This is a genomic window from Actinomadura sp. 6N118 (assembly GCF_044326415.1).
Lineage (GTDB): Bacteria > Actinomycetota > Actinomycetes > Streptosporangiales > Streptosporangiaceae > Spirillospora.
The window spans coordinates 38,881-51,808 of record NZ_JBIRAZ010000023.1; the positions used below are offsets into that span (position 1 = coordinate 38,881).

Here is a 12,928-nt window from a genome sequence, read left to right on the forward strand (position 1 = left end):
AGGCGCCGGCCGAAGCCGGGTCGTTCAGCCGGACGGAGCGGGTCGTTCAGCCGGACGGAGCGGGTCGTTCAGCCGGACGAGGCCGGGGCGTTGAGCCCGGACGGAGGCGGGCCGTTCAGCCCGTCTTCGTCCGGAGCGCGGGCAGGATGTCGTCCGTCGTGCAGACCGTGCCGAGCAGCGGGAAGATCTTCTCGACCGCGAAGTCGTGCATCTCCGCGCTGAACGAGGCCATGGCGTCGCGCGCGAACAGCAGGTCGTAGCCGTAGTCGCTCGCCGTACGGGCGGTGGACTCGACGCCGGCGTTGGTCATCAGCCCGCACATGACGACGGCGCTGATGCCCTGGCCCCCCAGCTTGTCGTGCAGCTCGGTCTCGTGGAACGCGTTCCACGAGCGCTTGGTGATCAGCAGATCGCCCGGTCCGGGCTCCATCTCGCTGACCAGCTCGTTGCCCGGCGGCTGCTCGGGGACACCGGGTCGTTCCGTCTGGACGATCACCACCAGGCCGCCGTTCTCCCGGAAGCCCTCGGCCAGCCGCATCGCCTGCCGGACGACGTTCGCGCCCGTGGAGGGGCCGGTCTCCATGCCCACGATGCGGACCTGGAGATCTATGACGATGAGCGCCGTACGCGGTGCGTCGATGGTCAAGTCAGTCATGTAGCGGCATTCTAGAGAGCGTGTCGGAAGCCCAGACCGTACGAGAGATAGCACTCTCTCTTCCTGGCGCCCAGGAAAAGCTGGCCTGGGGGCAAGTGACCTTCCGCGTCACCAAAGGCATCTTCGCCAGTCTGTCGGACGACGAAACCTCGATGGGGTTCCGCTTTCCCAAAGATGAGCGGACCGAAATGATCGCGGCGGAGCCCCGGAAGTTCTTCGTTCAGCCAGGGCATGACGACAGGTACAACTGGTTTCGGGTGCATCTGGCCGCGCTGGACGACGACGAGTTGCGCGACATCATCGTCGACTCGTGGCGGCAGCTGGCCTCCAAGCGGCTCGTGGCCGAGTACGAGGGCGGCTGAACCGGCACTGGCCAGGTTCGGCCGCACCATCTCCTCCTCTTCCGGAAGACACCGAACGTACACACGCGGATACGCATGGCGATATCCGCTTCCGTAAATTCGGTCGAAGAGGTCGAGGTTGTCGCATAAGCTCAGCGAACCTCACCGAGGGCGCCACCGTCATACAGAGTGAGGGCGACATCGGCTCGATACGCGGGTTAACTCCGCCCGCAACGGGGGAGATGATCACCATGGCACGGCAGCAGCTCATCAAGCGCCCACGACCCCCACGTCAACCGAGCCCGCTCGACCTCCGGACGCCAACCGGTCGTCTTCTGCCTTACTGAGCGCCTCTTGACGTACTGACGCCATAACGACAGCTTCCTCCGCCTCGCGAGCGGAGTCAGACAGGACGCAGGGCCCCCTCGATGGCGAGGGGGCCCTGCGGCGTTCTGTCACCGGTGTCCGAGCACATTGATCACATGTCCGTCGGGATCCCGGACGAAGAACCTGCGCACGCCCCAGGGCTCGTCGCGCAGCTCGTACACGATCTCCGATCCGGCCGCCAGCATCGCCGCGTACGCGACGTCCACATCCTCCACCTCGATGCTCACGGCGGGCTGTGGCGCCGGCTCATCGTGCCGTATGAGGATGATCTGGGCCGTGGGGTTGTCCGGTGCGGCGAGCGTGGACACCCATCCCATGTTCATGACCTCCTCGAATCCCAGCCGCGCGTAGAACGCGCGCCCGGCCTCGAGATCGGCGGACCGCAGATCGGGCACCGCCCGTCGGATCGTCATCTCACACCTCCAAGATCGTTTTGGATGCTTGTCGAGCTTCGTACCATGATCGGGTGGAACTCCGGCAGATGAGGTACTTCGTGGCGGTGGCCGAGGAGCTTCATTTCGGACATGCGGCCGGGCGGCTGCACATCTCCACGCCTACCCTCAGCCAGCAGATCAAGGCCATGGAACGCGAGATCGGCGCGCCGCTGCTAATCAGGCACAGCCGGGGCGTACGGCTGACGCCCGCGGGCGAGGTCCTCCTCCGTACGGCCCGGGAGACGCTCCGGACGGCCGACCACGCGATCAGGGAGACCCGGCGGGCCGCGGGGGTGGCCGGACCGATGTTGCGTTTCGGCTTGCTGAACGGAGTGCCTCCCTGGTTGCCGGAACGGGTCGAGGAGCTGGTGACCGAGCTGGTCCCCGGCGGCCGGATGACGATGCGCGGCGGCACGACCGCCGACCAGCTGCGGATGCTGGCGAACGGCGAGGTCGATCTTGCGCTGATCCGCGTTCCGGCGACCTGCCCACCGGGCGTTCGGCACATGGAGATCGCCACGGAGGAACTCGGCGCGCTGATGTCCGGAGACAGCCCGCTGGCGGCCAAGGAGTTCCTGGGGCCTGGAGACCTGGCGGGACGGGAGCTCATCCTGTTCGCGCGCGAGTTCGCGCCCGAGGTGCACGACGCCCTGGTTGCCGGCGTCAGGACGATGACCGCCGAGGTCACGATCAGCGAGAGCGCCATGCCCCATGCCCAGCTGCGATCCGTTCTCCCGCTGCGCCCGGAGGCGTTCAGTCTCAGCTCGGTGCGCGCGGCCGCACCGCCGGAACTGGTGTGGCGCCCGTTCCAGGGCCGGAGTATGACCATCGCCTACGCGGCCGCCTGGCGCTCTGGCGCCCGCAACCCCGCACTTCAGGCAGTGCTTCCAGCCCTGATCGGGAGTATTAGCAAGGGGCTAATGAACGTTTGATAACGCGTCGTGGACGGACGATCACCCTCAATGATGTCGTGATCTCCATGACCGAACACATCGTCATCGTCGGAGGCAGTTCCGGAATGGGACTCGCCCTCGCCGAAACCATGATCGCGCGGGGTGCCGAAGTCACCGTCGCCGCCCGCTCCCCCGAACGCCTCGCCGCGGTCCGTCAACGCCTGTCCGTCCACACCGTCCCCATCCACACCGTCCCCGTCGACATCACCCGTGAAGAAGACATCGAACGGCTCTTCCTCGCGACGGGTCCGGTGGACCATGTGGTGACGACCGCGGTCGACGTCAACGACGCCTACCGTCACGTCCAGGACCTCGACCTCCAGGCCGCCAGGCGAGTGATCGACGCCAAGCTCCTCGGCGCGCTCCTGCTGGCCAAGCATGCGGTGATCCGCCCTGGCGGCTCACTCACCTTCACCTCGGGCGTCGCCGCCGAACGCCCCAGTCCGGGCGGCTCGGTGATCGCCGCTGTGAACGGCGCGCTCGCCTCGTTCGCCCGCGCGCTGGCCCTGGAACTCGCCCCGGTCAGGGTGAACGTGATCTCGCCCGGCTGGGTCGAGACCCCGATGTGGAACGCCATCGCCGGCGACGCCGCCCCAGAGCGCCTGGCCGCCATGGCCGAACGCCTGCCGGTGGGGCGCATCGGCCGCCCCGAGGACATCGCCGACGCCGTGCTGGCGCTGATGCGGAACGGCTACATCACCGGCACGGTCCTGGAGGCCGACGGCGGCCACCGCCTGGTCTGAGGATCACGCACGAGCGAGCAATACGGACATGCGTCACATGCCCTTGGTGGTCCGTCTCAAGATCCACATACTGGTGCCATGCTCGAGACGGAACGCTTGATCCTGCGCCCCCTGGTCGGCGGCGACTTCGACGACTACGCCGCGATGATGGCCGATCCCGATGTGGGGGGCGGCCTTGCCGAGCCGGTCGGCAGCTCCCCCGAAGACGCCTGGCGCAGCCTCGCCACGTTCATCGGCCACCGCGAGATCCGCGGCTACTCGCACTGGGCGGTCGTCGAGAAGTCCACGGGTCGCTTCGCCGGCCGCGCCGGGCCGTGGAGCCCGCACGGATTCCCGGGCCTGGGCGTGGGCTGGTGCCTCGCCCGCGAACACTGGGGCAAGGGATACGCCACCGAAGCGGCCCGTGCCTCGCTCGCGTACTGCTTCAGCGCCCTGGACGTGGACGAGGTCATCTCGTTGATCGTGCCCGGTAACACGCGTTCGATCGCGGTGGCCGAACGCATCGGCCACCGCCACCTGCGCGACACCGAATACCGCGGCAAACCCGTCCACATCTACGGCCAGCAGCGGGCATCAGCGGGAGCCCGCCCAGACTGAACGGAGGGGGTGGGTGTCGTAGACGATGGTGAGACGGGCGATCTTCCAGTCGTCGTCGAAGTCGATCACATCCACGCAGTCGAACGTGGTGGGACTCCCGTTGGCGAGCGTCCAGTCGTACCGGAAGCGCACCGCCACGCGACGCGGATCGGTGTTCGAGGTGAACGTGTCGATGGGTGTGATCTCGGAGCGTTCGGTGTCCTCGAACAGGCCCGTATAGAAGTCGGCCGCGGTCATCTGCCCGTACAGCGGCGACTCGATCACCGCGTCGCCGTTGAAGAGGGACAGCACTCCGTCGAGGTCACCCGCCACGAGCTGTTCCAGATAGGCAGCCACTCTGTCTTCAGGCATTCCCAATCCTCGAAAGAAACGTCGCCCGATCGACCACTGCACGTTCGATCCGGCCCTCACCGATCACGGTCCCATGCTCGTCCACCGCCTTGACGGCGAAGGCCAGCCGCCGGCCGTCGGCCTCGACGAGCTCGGCACTGATCGTCAACCGCGTCCCGACCGGGCTCGCCGCCCGGTGCTCCAGCTCGACCCGCGTACCGACGGAGGTCTGCCCCTCCACCAGCACGGGTGAAGCCTTCAGGGTCGCCGCCTCTGCCCATGCGAGCAATCGGGGCGTGGCCAGCACCGGGACGTCACCGCTCCCGACTCGTTCCGCGGTGTCGTCCCGTTCCACCACAACGACCATCTCGGCGCGGCTCATTCCAACCGCCCGGAAGCACGGAGGTCGTCGAAGATGATCTGATCGACCGGCGAGACCCGCTCACGATCGGCGTACGACAGCCAGACGACCTCGTCGATCCCACTACTGGCCTCAAGCGATCCGGAGTAGTCGCCGGTATAGCAGGTCATCCGTACCATCACGCCGTCCGCGTGCCCGTGCGCCTGCGCCTCGTACACCCCGAGGAGCTCGACGGAGTCCGGGGCGAGCGCCACCGTCAACTCCTCCTCGATCTCCCGGAGCAGCGTCTGCTGGTCGGTCTCCCCGGGTTCCCTCTTACCTCCAGGCAAGTAATAAGTGTCCTTGCCCCGCGACCGCGTGCTGAGGACCTTGCCGCCTTCCAACCGCACCCACGCAACCTTGTCGATCATCCCCCATTCTTACCTGCGAGGGCGCGTGCGGGCTACAAGGGCGAGAACCGTCCCGGAATATGAATGCAAGACAAGCGCGAGATTCAATCCATGGCGAACGAGTTCGCGAAGCACCTTCATATTCGCTGAGATATTTCTCTAACCGCCAAGGGTAGGTGCCTTCAGGAGCACACGGGAACACCACCTAGATGAACATCCCCAGGTTCGTCTCGGCAATCACCTTGATCACTCTTACCTCTTGCGCCGTCAATTCGACACCCGGCGATGGAGCCGGCCTGGCAATACGGCCGGCCAAGGCGGCGATGATAGGGGATGCGGTCGATATCACCGACAAGTACCGGGACATCGCCCTGCAGGTGACACTGACCAAGGTCATCGATCCAGCACCACCAAGCAGGCCGACGACCGGAAAGCGCTTCATAGCAGCACGGTTCCGCATGAAGAACAACGGCGCAAAGGAATACAAAGAAGCGCCGGGTGCGCGCCTGATAGACAAATCAGGTGAGGCGTACGACAGCACGTTCAACGTCGGGTGCAAGGAGCTCGGGAGCCGCAAAATCCGCCTTACGAGTGGCGAGATGCAGATCGGCTGCATAACGTTCGAGGTGGACAAGGACGCCAAGCCGGAACGAATCCGCTTCGGCGCCCCATCTGGTTTCAGCACCGCAGTGTGGCGAATCAAATAGCTGGGCCGGGCTGCGTGTTCTTGGCAACGATCCGGGAGCCGCCCACCCGCACCTGAACATCCTTGCCCTTGTCAATGCGGCGAGCGCCATCGATCTTGCCCCGAACGACGCTCACCGTCAGCAGTCCACGAGCCAGGGGCCACGAGGGTGAGCCACAGGAAGAGGATGTTGGGAGCACCCACGAATCTGTTATCGTTGGCCCGGTCAACGTTGGCACGACCAGCGTTTTCTCTGCCCGTGCCAACCCGTAAGGAACCCCATGACCGGCACCACCCACGACACCGACCTCACTCAGCTCCAGCGGCAGTTCCAAAAGCTGAGCGATCGCGTCGAGATCACTGACCTGGTCCGCCGGCTCTATCGGTGGCTGGACGAAGGCATCGGCGACCCGCGATCCCTCTTCGCCGACGACGCCCGCGCCGATAGCCCCGGCGGCCAGGTGCAGGGCATCGACCGCGTCATCGCGCTGGCCACTCGCAACCACACACCCGACCAGCATCAGCAACACCTGGTCACCAACATGTTGGTCGAGTTGGACGGCGACCACGCCACCCTCTACACCAACATGCTGCTCACCTTTGCGCCCAGCACTCCCGAACCCGGAACGCTCGCCCCCGAAGCCACCGCCCAGATTGGTGGACGCTCGCGTTTCGAGGCGACCCGAACGGCCGAAGGTTGGCGGCTGTCCATGGTCCACCATCGACCGATGTGGTTCTCCGGCTCCCTGGAGGGCGTCACGCCCCCACCGCCAAATGCCTCATGAGACGCGGTTCGGGCAGCAGGTGAGGCGAAGCACGCCGACCCACCCCTGTAGAACGCGACGAGCGAGTCCTCTCAACGCGCGGGGATGGTGCTCAACGTTGTGATGATGTCTTCCCAGCGGGGCATGGGCTCGGCGGGATCGAAGAGCACGTGGACGCCCATGGAGCGGAGGGCGTCCAGATTTGGCTTGAACGCCACGTGACTGGCCAGTTCGGCTTTGACCTGCGGGACCGCCAGCGTTGGGACACCCATACCGACGAGCTCACAGAGCATGCCGACAGCCACTGTGTCCGCGATGCCCAGCGCCCACTTGTTGATCGTGTTGAACGTGGCCGGGGCGACCACGACGGCGTCAGCAGGAGGCAGCCCGTTCGACGTCTCGTGCGGCAGCCGGAAGTCGGTCCGCACCGGCCCGGTCAGAGCTGCCAGCCGTTCGACGTCCAGGAACTTGACCCCCATCGGGGTCGCGATCACCCGGACGTGCCAGCCCGCATCCTGCGCCAGCCGCACAAAGGTCACCAGATCGGACGCCGCCGGAGCGCCGCACGCGATCGCGTAGAGGACCTTCGTCATCGCCGTGACCCCGTCAGCCTTCTTGGTCGTCAGTTGGTGGTGGAGTGATGCCGTGGCCTTCGAACCAGAGGCGACCGCGCCGGGCCTCGCGGATGGCGACGAAGACGGGCGGGATGAAGATGCCGCCCACGAACATGCCGATCGCGATCCTGTAGTGAACGGTGTCCACCGATTTGCGGGCGTCCCCGACGAAGGCGTACTCGCTCTTCGGATCATAGAGGATCTCGATCGTCTCACCGAGCTTCGGCCTGGTGGCCCAATCCAAGGCTTGCGCCCCAACTCGCGTCCGCAGTCTCGTACAGCCGCCCAGCGCGACCGTCGCCTACTTGCATCATGCAAGCTCCTTGGATTAGCGTCGCGCTAGCAGATGCACGACAGCGATGATCTTCGGCTCTCTGTGGTCCGTGCGGCGGTCGTCCGTCGGGGGTGCCGCCGAACGCGCCGTCGTTCACCTTCACCACAGCTACCGGCTGCACACCGAGAGCGAGCATCCCCGCATGAGAACCTCAACGGTCCAGATACGCGGCTTCCAGGCAGAGATCACCGACGCGCAGATCGCTGATCTGCGCGACCGGCTGGCCCGTACCCGCTGGCCGGAGCGGGAGACAGTGGACGACTGGTCGCAGGGCATCCCACTGAGCTACACCCGCGAGCTATGCGAATACTGGGCCGACGAGTACGACATCCAGCGGCTGGCCGACCGCCTGAATGCGTTCCCCCAGTTCCACGCCACAATCGGCGATCTGGGCATCCACTTCCTGCACGTCCGCTCCCCGCATGAGCAGGCCCGTGCGCTGATCATGACGCACGGCTGGCCGGGCTCGGCCGTGGAGTTCCTGGACGTGATCGGTCCCCTGACCGACCCCGAGTCGCACGGCGGCTCAGCGGCCGACGCGTTCCATGTGGTGGTCCCGGCGCTGCCCGGCTTCGGATTCAGCGACAAGCCGTCCCGGGCCGGTATCGGGATCGAGCGGATCGCCAGCGCCTGGCACGAGCTGATGGGTCACCTCGGATACCCGCGCTACTACGCGCAAGGCGGTGACTGGGGCTCGGCGGTGACCACCGCAATGGCCGCCCGCGCCTTTGAGGGCCTGCTGGGGGTGCACCTGAACGTCGCGGTGGTCTCACCAGAGGCGCTTTTTCAGCTCGGCGAGCCGACCGAGCAGGAGCAGGAGATGCTGGCAAGGGCGCAGCGATTCTGGGCCGAGGAGAGCGGCTACTCCGCCGAGCAGTCCACCCGTCCGCAGACGATCGGGTACCCGCTCACCGACTCCCCAGCCGGCCAGCTTGCTTGGGTCATGGAGAAGTTCTACGCCTGGACGGACTGCGGCGGTCACCCGGAGAAGGCTGTGTCGCGGGACAAACTGCTGGACAACGTCATGATGTATTGGCTGACGAACAGCGCCGCATCGTCAGCCCGGATCTACTGGGAGAACGCCCAGTACCTCAAGACCGAGCCTGAACGACCAGTGCGGATCCCAACCGCGTACACGCAGTTTCCTGAGGAGATCTTCGCGTTCAGCGAGCGTTGGCTCAAGACGCGGTTCAGCGACCTCCGCTACTACCACGCCGCCGAGCGTGGCGGGCACTTCGCGGCCTTCGAACAGCCCGAGATCTTCGCCCGTGAGGTTCGCGCCGGCATCGCTTCACTAGCGGCGTGACCGATGTCGGGGTGCGTACCCAGCAATCCGGCCGTTCGTCGAGGCAACCTCAAGGAGGAGTAGAGGATGAGCACCCAGCAAGCGCCGCTGAGCAAGGGGAGGGCGAACCTCGTCCTTGCCACGCTCTTCCTCGGAATGTTCGTCCTCGGCAGTGCCGAGCTGCTCGTGGTCGGGGTGCTGAAGCTGATCGCGGCCGACCTCCGGGTCTCCATCCCCGCGGCCGGCACGCTGGTGACCGCCTACGCGGCGGGCCTGGCCATCGGCGGACCGATCCTGACCGCATTGGCGATCAAGCTGGACAGGCGGCTCGTCCTCGTCGGCTCCCTCCTCCTGTTCGTCGTGGCCAATGCGGTCGCGGTGCTGACCACCGACTACGGCCTGTTCCTCGCCGCACGTGTCGGCGCCGGCGCGTTCCAGGGCCTGTTCATCGCCGGCGCCTTCGCGGCCGGGACGGCAGTCGTGCCACCCGAGCGCAGGGGCCGGGCGATGTCGGTGGTCTTCTCCGGTGTCGCGGTGTCGGCGGCGCTGGGCGTGCCGCTGGGCACGCTGGTCGGCCAGGCGCTGGGATGGCGCGGCTCGTTCGTCGCGATCGTCGTGCTCAGCGTGATCGCATTGATCGCCGCGCTGGTCGTGGTGCCGTCCGTGCCGAGCACGGGTGGCGGCGCGGGTGACCAGGCCCGGCACGCGTTCGCCCCGCGGGTGCTCGCGGTGCTGCTCCTGGCCGTCCTGGTGTTCGGGGCGGTGTACTCGGCGCTGACCTACATCGTCCCGTTCCTTGAGAGCGTCACCGGCGTCTCCGGCGCACTGATCAGCGCGTTCCTCCTGGCATACGGCGCCGCCACGGCGACCGGCTCGTTCGCAGGCGGACGGTTCGCCGATGCCAACGCTGCGCGCACCTTGGTCGTCGGGACCACCGGCGCAGTGGCAGCCCTGCTGGCGCTGTACCTCGTCGGCGCGCTGGCGTTCCCCGTGATGCTGGGACTCGCGGCACTGGGCCTGTTCGTCGGCGGAATGGCGCCCTCACTCCAGTATCGGGTGGTGAGCCTGGCCGGCCCCGGTGGCTCGCTCGCACAGTCTCTGCCCGCCTCCGCCGCCAACGTGGGCGTAGCGTTCGGCTCGATCGCCGGCGGGAGGGCGATCGAGACCTTCACGACCTCGGCCGCTGTGCTCACCGGCCTCGTGGTCGCCGTGATCGCCGCCGTGGTCGCATGGGCAACCGGCTTCCTGAAGCCACCGATGGTCGAAGAAGCGGTGAATCCGTCGCCCGAGCAACCCTTGACCGCGATCAAGCCGTAGGTCGGCATCCTTCACCAGCCAGGGGGGAATTCGTCAGGGCACCGGGTCCACCACCAGCGGAGCTCTCGCCCCTCAGCCAGAGGGCGGTAGTAGTACGACAGCTCCGTTCCGCCATCCTCGTGCGTAACGGCTCGATAGCGTGCGTCGAGCCGCCCTACACAGCGATCGATCTTGGTGCGCAAGGCTGGCGGCATGGCGTCGAGGAGCTCCTCGATCCCGTCTCTGACGGTGAGGATGTTCATGTACTCGTACACCATGTAGTAGTCCTGGTGACGCCAACCCTGCTCCATGCGGAAGATCAGAAGCTCCCAGAAACGCAAGCAGTTGAGGACGCCGTAGAGAGCCTCGTCGGCCTTGAAGCCCCGTCCTTCGTTCTCCCGTGCCAAAACTTGCAGATCAAGGAGCGCGATCGTCTGCCTGTCTTCATGAGTGAGCGCACAGACCAGGCGGTCTGTCTCCTCCGCGCTCACTCGGCCGGAGCAACTCCGATCGGGCAGGACAAGCCGGTGCCGCCTAGGCCGCAGTAGCCGTTGGGGACTTTGTGGAGGTACTGCTGGTGGTAGTCCTCGGCGAAGTAGTACTCGGTGGCTGGGGTTAGTTGGGTGGTGATGGGGCCGTAGCCGGCTGAGGTTAGGACGTTTTGGTAGGCGTCGCGGGAGGCTTCGGCGGTTTTTTGCTGGGCTTCGTCGCGGTAGAAGATGGCCGAGCGGTATTGGGTGCCTACGTCATTGCCCTGGCGCATGCCTTGGGTGGGGTCGTGGGCTTCCCAGAAGACGCGCAGGAGGTCCTCGTAGGAGACCTTGGCGGGGTCGTAGACGACACGGACCGCCTCGGTGTGGCCGGTGCGGCCGCTGCAGACCTCTTCGTACGTGGGGTTGGGGGTGTAGCCGCCCTCATAGCCGACGCTTGTGGAGAGGACACCCGGGGTCTGCCAGAACTTGCGTTCAGCGCCCCAGAAGCAGCCCAGGGCGAACTCGGCGATCTCTGCTCCGTCGGGGTACGGGGGCGCCAGGGGGCCGCCCAGGACCTCGTGGCGCGGCGGCACCGGCATGGGCTCGTCGCGGCCCGGGAGAGCCTTGTCGGGGGTGATCATCTCGGTCTTCGCGAATCCGAACACGTCTTCAGGCTACGCGGTGGGCCAGAAGGTAGGACCGGGTGGTCTCGACCTCCGTGGGGTAGTGGTGGCGTTCGATGTAGGCATCTATGGCGAAGTTTGCTTCTTCCAGGGCGGACTCGATCTCGGGCCGCAAGTAGAACTGGAAGTCGAGCGACACGGGGTGTTCCCACATCTCGTCCAAGTGCCGGACCTCGTCTCCCAGGTGGAATGAGATCAGGGCTACCCCGCCGGGTTTGAGGACTCGGTGGAACTCAGCGAAGGTGGCCGGAATCTCGGGTGGTGGGATGTGGATGATCGAGTAGAACGCGACCATGCCGCCCCACGCCTGGTCGGGGACGTGGAGTTCGCACATGTCCGCGGTGTGGAAGCCGATGCCGGGGTGGGTGGATGCGGCGATCTCCACCATGCGGGGTGACAGGTCGATGCCGAGCGTAGGGACGCCGCGTTCATGGAGGTAGCGAGCCACGTGGCCGGGGCCGCAGCCGAGGTCGGCGACCGGGCCCAGGCCGTTGACTTGAGCGACGACGAGGTCGAGCAGCGCGCGGTCGAGCGGCTTGCCCGAGAGTTCGTCCATGAACCGTTCGGCGTAGGCCTCCGCGATCTCGTCGTAGCTGTCGCGCGTGCTCATCGGATCCCCCGTCATGACTGTGTCTGTTTTGACTAATTACACACTGATACTGTGCAGCTTGTGGTGAACCGTCGCGGAATGCTCTTCGGCATTACGGCCTACGTCCTGTGGGGCCTCTTCCCCCTTTACTGGCCCTTGCTGAAGCCGGCGGGCGCGATGGAGATCCTCGCGCACCGGATCATGTGGTCCCTGGTCGCGGTGTTCGCCATCCTGGCCGTCCGCCGCAACTGGGCCTGGATCCGGAGCCTCACGCCCCGCAAGCTCGGCATCCTGGCGGTGGCAGCGGTGGTCATCACGGCCAACTGGGGCACGTACATCTACGCGGTCAACACCGGGCACACCATCGAGGCGGCCCTCGGGTACTTCATCAACCCTCTGATCAGTGTGCTCCTCGGTGTGGTGATCTTCCGCGAACGGCTCCGCCCCTGGCAGTGGCTCGCCGTGGGCCTGAGCGTGGTCGCCGTCGCCGTACTGACCGCCGACTATGGCCGGTTGCCGTGGATCGCACTGGTGCTGGCCTTTTCGTTCGGTACGTACGGGCTGTTCAAGAAGTTCGCCAACATGCCGTCGGCGGAGAGCCTGGCGGTGGAGACGACCCTGCTCTTCCTCCCAGCCCTCGGGTTCGCCTTCGTGCTCCAGGCCCAGGGTGACGCCGCGTTCGGCCACGAGGGCGCCGACAACATGGCGCTGCTCGCCGCCGGCGGGATCGTGACCGCGATCCCCCTCATGCTCTTCAATGCCGCCGCGGTCCGGATCCCGCTGAGCACGATCGGCATGCTGCAGTACCTCGCTCCGGTGCTGCAGTTCCTCATCGGCCTGCTGGTGCAGCACGAGGAGATGCCGCCCAGCCGCTGGGCGGGCTTCCTCCTGGTGTGGGCCGCGCTGATCATTCTGACGACCGACGGTGTACGCGCTGGACGCCGCACCCGGCGCGAGGCCCGGCTGGAACGGATCACACCCGATCCCGTTCCCGAGTCGGCCTGACCGGAAGCCG

Annotated in this window: 19 protein-coding genes; 9 read left to right on the forward strand and 10 right to left on the reverse strand. The window is 66.5% G+C overall.

Annotation, left to right across the window (positions count from 1 at the left end):
- Positions 1 to 115: 115 nt before the first annotated feature.
- Complete coding sequence (locus ACH34W_RS42810) at positions 116 to 655, reverse strand: isochorismatase family protein (RefSeq protein ID WP_395966947.1); 540 nt, start codon at positions 653 to 655, stop codon at positions 116 to 118.
- Positions 656 to 675: 20 nt separating this feature from the next.
- Between ACH34W_RS42810 and ACH34W_RS42815 the strand changes: the two genes are divergently transcribed.
- A complete protein-coding gene (locus ACH34W_RS42815) occupies positions 676 to 1,017 on the forward strand; it encodes an MmcQ/YjbR family DNA-binding protein (RefSeq protein ID WP_395966948.1) in 342 nt (113 codons plus the stop codon).
- Positions 1,018 to 1,451: 434 nt separating this feature from the next.
- Here ACH34W_RS42815 and ACH34W_RS42820 read toward each other — a convergent pair whose 3' ends face one another.
- Positions 1,452 to 1,796: a VOC family protein gene (locus ACH34W_RS42820; RefSeq protein ID WP_395966949.1), complete on the reverse strand. Its 345-nt coding sequence runs from the start codon at positions 1,794 to 1,796 to the stop codon at positions 1,452 to 1,454.
- Positions 1,797 to 1,849: 53 nt separating this feature from the next.
- Here ACH34W_RS42820 and ACH34W_RS42825 point away from each other — a divergent pair, with 53 nt between their 5' ends.
- The 3 genes from ACH34W_RS42825 (at position 1,850) to ACH34W_RS42835 (ending at position 4,110) form a co-directional block, all read left to right on the forward strand.
- Positions 1,850 to 2,749: a LysR family transcriptional regulator gene (locus ACH34W_RS42825; RefSeq protein ID WP_395966950.1), complete on the forward strand. Its 900-nt coding sequence runs from the start codon at positions 1,850 to 1,852 to the stop codon at positions 2,747 to 2,749.
- A 47-nt stretch (positions 2,750 to 2,796) separates the two neighbouring features.
- Entirely contained in the window at positions 2,797 to 3,513 is a 717-nt protein-coding gene (locus tag ACH34W_RS42830; RefSeq protein WP_395966951.1) for an SDR family oxidoreductase, read from the forward strand.
- Between the two features lie 78 nt (positions 3,514 to 3,591).
- Positions 3,592 to 4,110 (forward strand): GNAT family N-acetyltransferase, encoded by a 519-nt coding sequence (locus tag ACH34W_RS42835; RefSeq protein WP_395966952.1) that lies wholly within the window; start codon positions 3,592 to 3,594, stop codon positions 4,108 to 4,110.
- On the opposite strand, the gene ACH34W_RS42840 is transcribed toward ACH34W_RS42835, so the two are convergent.
- Genes ACH34W_RS42840 through ACH34W_RS42850 form a run of 3 tightly spaced genes read right to left on the reverse strand, consistent with a single transcriptional unit; the run spans position 4,087 to position 5,211 of the window.
- A complete protein-coding gene (locus tag ACH34W_RS42840) occupies positions 4,087 to 4,461 on the reverse strand; it encodes a nuclear transport factor 2 family protein (protein WP_395966953.1) in 375 nt (124 codons plus the stop codon). The genes ACH34W_RS42835 and ACH34W_RS42840 overlap by 24 nt on opposite strands.
- Entirely contained in the window at positions 4,454 to 4,822 is a 369-nt protein-coding gene (locus ACH34W_RS42845; RefSeq protein ID WP_395966954.1) for a thioesterase family protein, read from the reverse strand. The genes ACH34W_RS42840 and ACH34W_RS42845 overlap by 8 nt, the downstream gene beginning before the upstream one ends.
- Positions 4,819 to 5,211 carry an NUDIX domain-containing protein gene (locus tag ACH34W_RS42850; RefSeq protein ID WP_395966955.1) on the reverse strand — a complete coding sequence of 131 codons (393 nt, stop codon included), beginning with the start codon at positions 5,209 to 5,211 and terminating at the stop codon, positions 4,819 to 4,821. The genes ACH34W_RS42845 and ACH34W_RS42850 overlap by 4 nt, the downstream gene beginning before the upstream one ends.
- A gap of 188 nt (positions 5,212 to 5,399) precedes the next feature.
- On the opposite strand from ACH34W_RS42850, the gene ACH34W_RS42855 reads away from it, so the two are divergent.
- Together ACH34W_RS42855 and ACH34W_RS42860 are read left to right on the forward strand one after the other, a co-directional pair.
- Positions 5,400 to 5,897 (forward strand): DUF4352 domain-containing protein, encoded by a 498-nt coding sequence (locus tag ACH34W_RS42855; protein ID WP_395966956.1) that lies wholly within the window; start codon positions 5,400 to 5,402, stop codon positions 5,895 to 5,897.
- Positions 5,898 to 6,156: 259 nt separating this feature from the next.
- Positions 6,157 to 6,660 carry a nuclear transport factor 2 family protein gene (locus ACH34W_RS42860; RefSeq protein ID WP_395966957.1) on the forward strand — a complete coding sequence of 168 codons (504 nt, stop codon included), beginning with the start codon at positions 6,157 to 6,159 and terminating at the stop codon, positions 6,658 to 6,660.
- A gap of 71 nt (positions 6,661 to 6,731) precedes the next feature.
- Here the strand turns inward: ACH34W_RS42860 and ACH34W_RS42865 are convergent, their stop codons facing one another.
- Together ACH34W_RS42865 and ACH34W_RS42870 are read right to left on the reverse strand one after the other, a co-directional pair.
- A complete protein-coding gene (locus ACH34W_RS42865; protein ID WP_395966958.1) occupies positions 6,732 to 7,232 on the reverse strand; it encodes a flavoprotein in 501 nt (166 codons plus the stop codon).
- 13 nt (positions 7,233 to 7,245) lie between these two features.
- A complete protein-coding gene (locus tag ACH34W_RS42870) occupies positions 7,246 to 7,497 on the reverse strand; it encodes a hypothetical protein (protein WP_395966959.1) in 252 nt (83 codons plus the stop codon).
- A gap of 232 nt (positions 7,498 to 7,729) precedes the next feature.
- Here ACH34W_RS42870 and ACH34W_RS42875 point away from each other — a divergent pair, with 232 nt between their 5' ends.
- Positions 7,730 to 8,893: an epoxide hydrolase family protein gene (locus ACH34W_RS42875; protein WP_395966960.1), complete on the forward strand. Its 1,164-nt coding sequence runs from the start codon at positions 7,730 to 7,732 to the stop codon at positions 8,891 to 8,893.
- 66 nt (positions 8,894 to 8,959) lie between these two features.
- Entirely contained in the window at positions 8,960 to 10,189 is a 1,230-nt protein-coding gene (locus tag ACH34W_RS42880) for an MFS transporter (protein WP_395966961.1), read from the forward strand.
- Between the two features lie 11 nt (positions 10,190 to 10,200).
- Here the strand turns inward: ACH34W_RS42880 and ACH34W_RS42885 are convergent, their stop codons facing one another.
- The 3 genes from ACH34W_RS42885 to ACH34W_RS42895 form a co-directional block, all read right to left on the reverse strand.
- Complete coding sequence (locus tag ACH34W_RS42885; protein WP_395966962.1) at positions 10,201 to 10,575, reverse strand: hypothetical protein; 375 nt, start codon at positions 10,573 to 10,575, stop codon at positions 10,201 to 10,203.
- An 80-nt stretch (positions 10,576 to 10,655) separates the two neighbouring features.
- Positions 10,656 to 11,306 carry a peptide-methionine (S)-S-oxide reductase MsrA gene (gene msrA / locus ACH34W_RS42890; RefSeq protein ID WP_395966963.1) on the reverse strand — a complete coding sequence of 217 codons (651 nt, stop codon included), beginning with the start codon at positions 11,304 to 11,306 and terminating at the stop codon, positions 10,656 to 10,658.
- 4 nt (positions 11,307 to 11,310) lie between these two features.
- A complete protein-coding gene (locus tag ACH34W_RS42895; RefSeq protein WP_395966964.1) occupies positions 11,311 to 11,934 on the reverse strand; it encodes a class I SAM-dependent DNA methyltransferase in 624 nt (207 codons plus the stop codon).
- A gap of 78 nt (positions 11,935 to 12,012) precedes the next feature.
- Between ACH34W_RS42895 and rarD the strand changes: the two genes are divergently transcribed.
- Positions 12,013 to 12,918: an EamA family transporter RarD gene (rarD, locus tag ACH34W_RS42900; RefSeq protein WP_395966965.1), complete on the forward strand. Its 906-nt coding sequence runs from the start codon at positions 12,013 to 12,015 to the stop codon at positions 12,916 to 12,918.
- Positions 12,919 to 12,928 lie beyond the last annotated feature (10 nt).

Bases quoted from the DNA above. Each gene is read 5' to 3' on its own strand.
- ACH34W_RS42810 (WP_395966947.1), bottom strand. From the start codon at position 655: ATGACTGACTTGACCATCGACGCACCGCGTACGGCGCTCATCGTCATA.
- ACH34W_RS42820 (WP_395966949.1), bottom strand. From the start codon at position 1,796: ATGACGATCCGACGGGCGGTGCCCGATCTGCGGTCCGCCGATCTCGAG.
- ACH34W_RS42830 (WP_395966951.1), top strand. From the start codon at position 2,797: ATGACCGAACACATCGTCATCGTCGGAGGCAGTTCCGGAATGGGACTC.
- ACH34W_RS42835 (WP_395966952.1), top strand. From the start codon at position 3,592: ATGCTCGAGACGGAACGCTTGATCCTGCGCCCCCTGGTCGGCGGCGAC.
- ACH34W_RS42840 (WP_395966953.1), bottom strand. From the start codon at position 4,461: ATGCCTGAAGACAGAGTGGCTGCCTATCTGGAACAGCTCGTGGCGGGT.
- ACH34W_RS42845 (WP_395966954.1), bottom strand. From the start codon at position 4,822: ATGAGCCGCGCCGAGATGGTCGTTGTGGTGGAACGGGACGACACCGCG.
- ACH34W_RS42850 (WP_395966955.1), bottom strand. From the start codon at position 5,211: ATGATCGACAAGGTTGCGTGGGTGCGGTTGGAAGGCGGCAAGGTCCTC.
- ACH34W_RS42855 (WP_395966956.1), top strand. From the start codon at position 5,400: ATGAACATCCCCAGGTTCGTCTCGGCAATCACCTTGATCACTCTTACC.
- ACH34W_RS42860 (WP_395966957.1), top strand. From the start codon at position 6,157: ATGACCGGCACCACCCACGACACCGACCTCACTCAGCTCCAGCGGCAG.
- ACH34W_RS42865 (WP_395966958.1), bottom strand. From the start codon at position 7,232: ATGACGAAGGTCCTCTACGCGATCGCGTGCGGCGCTCCGGCGGCGTCC.
- ACH34W_RS42875 (WP_395966960.1), top strand. From the start codon at position 7,730: ATGAGAACCTCAACGGTCCAGATACGCGGCTTCCAGGCAGAGATCACC.
- ACH34W_RS42880 (WP_395966961.1), top strand. From the start codon at position 8,960: ATGAGCACCCAGCAAGCGCCGCTGAGCAAGGGGAGGGCGAACCTCGTC.
- ACH34W_RS42895 (WP_395966964.1), bottom strand. From the start codon at position 11,934: ATGAGCACGCGCGACAGCTACGACGAGATCGCGGAGGCCTACGCCGAA.
- rarD (WP_395966965.1), top strand. From the start codon at position 12,013: ATGCTCTTCGGCATTACGGCCTACGTCCTGTGGGGCCTCTTCCCCCTT.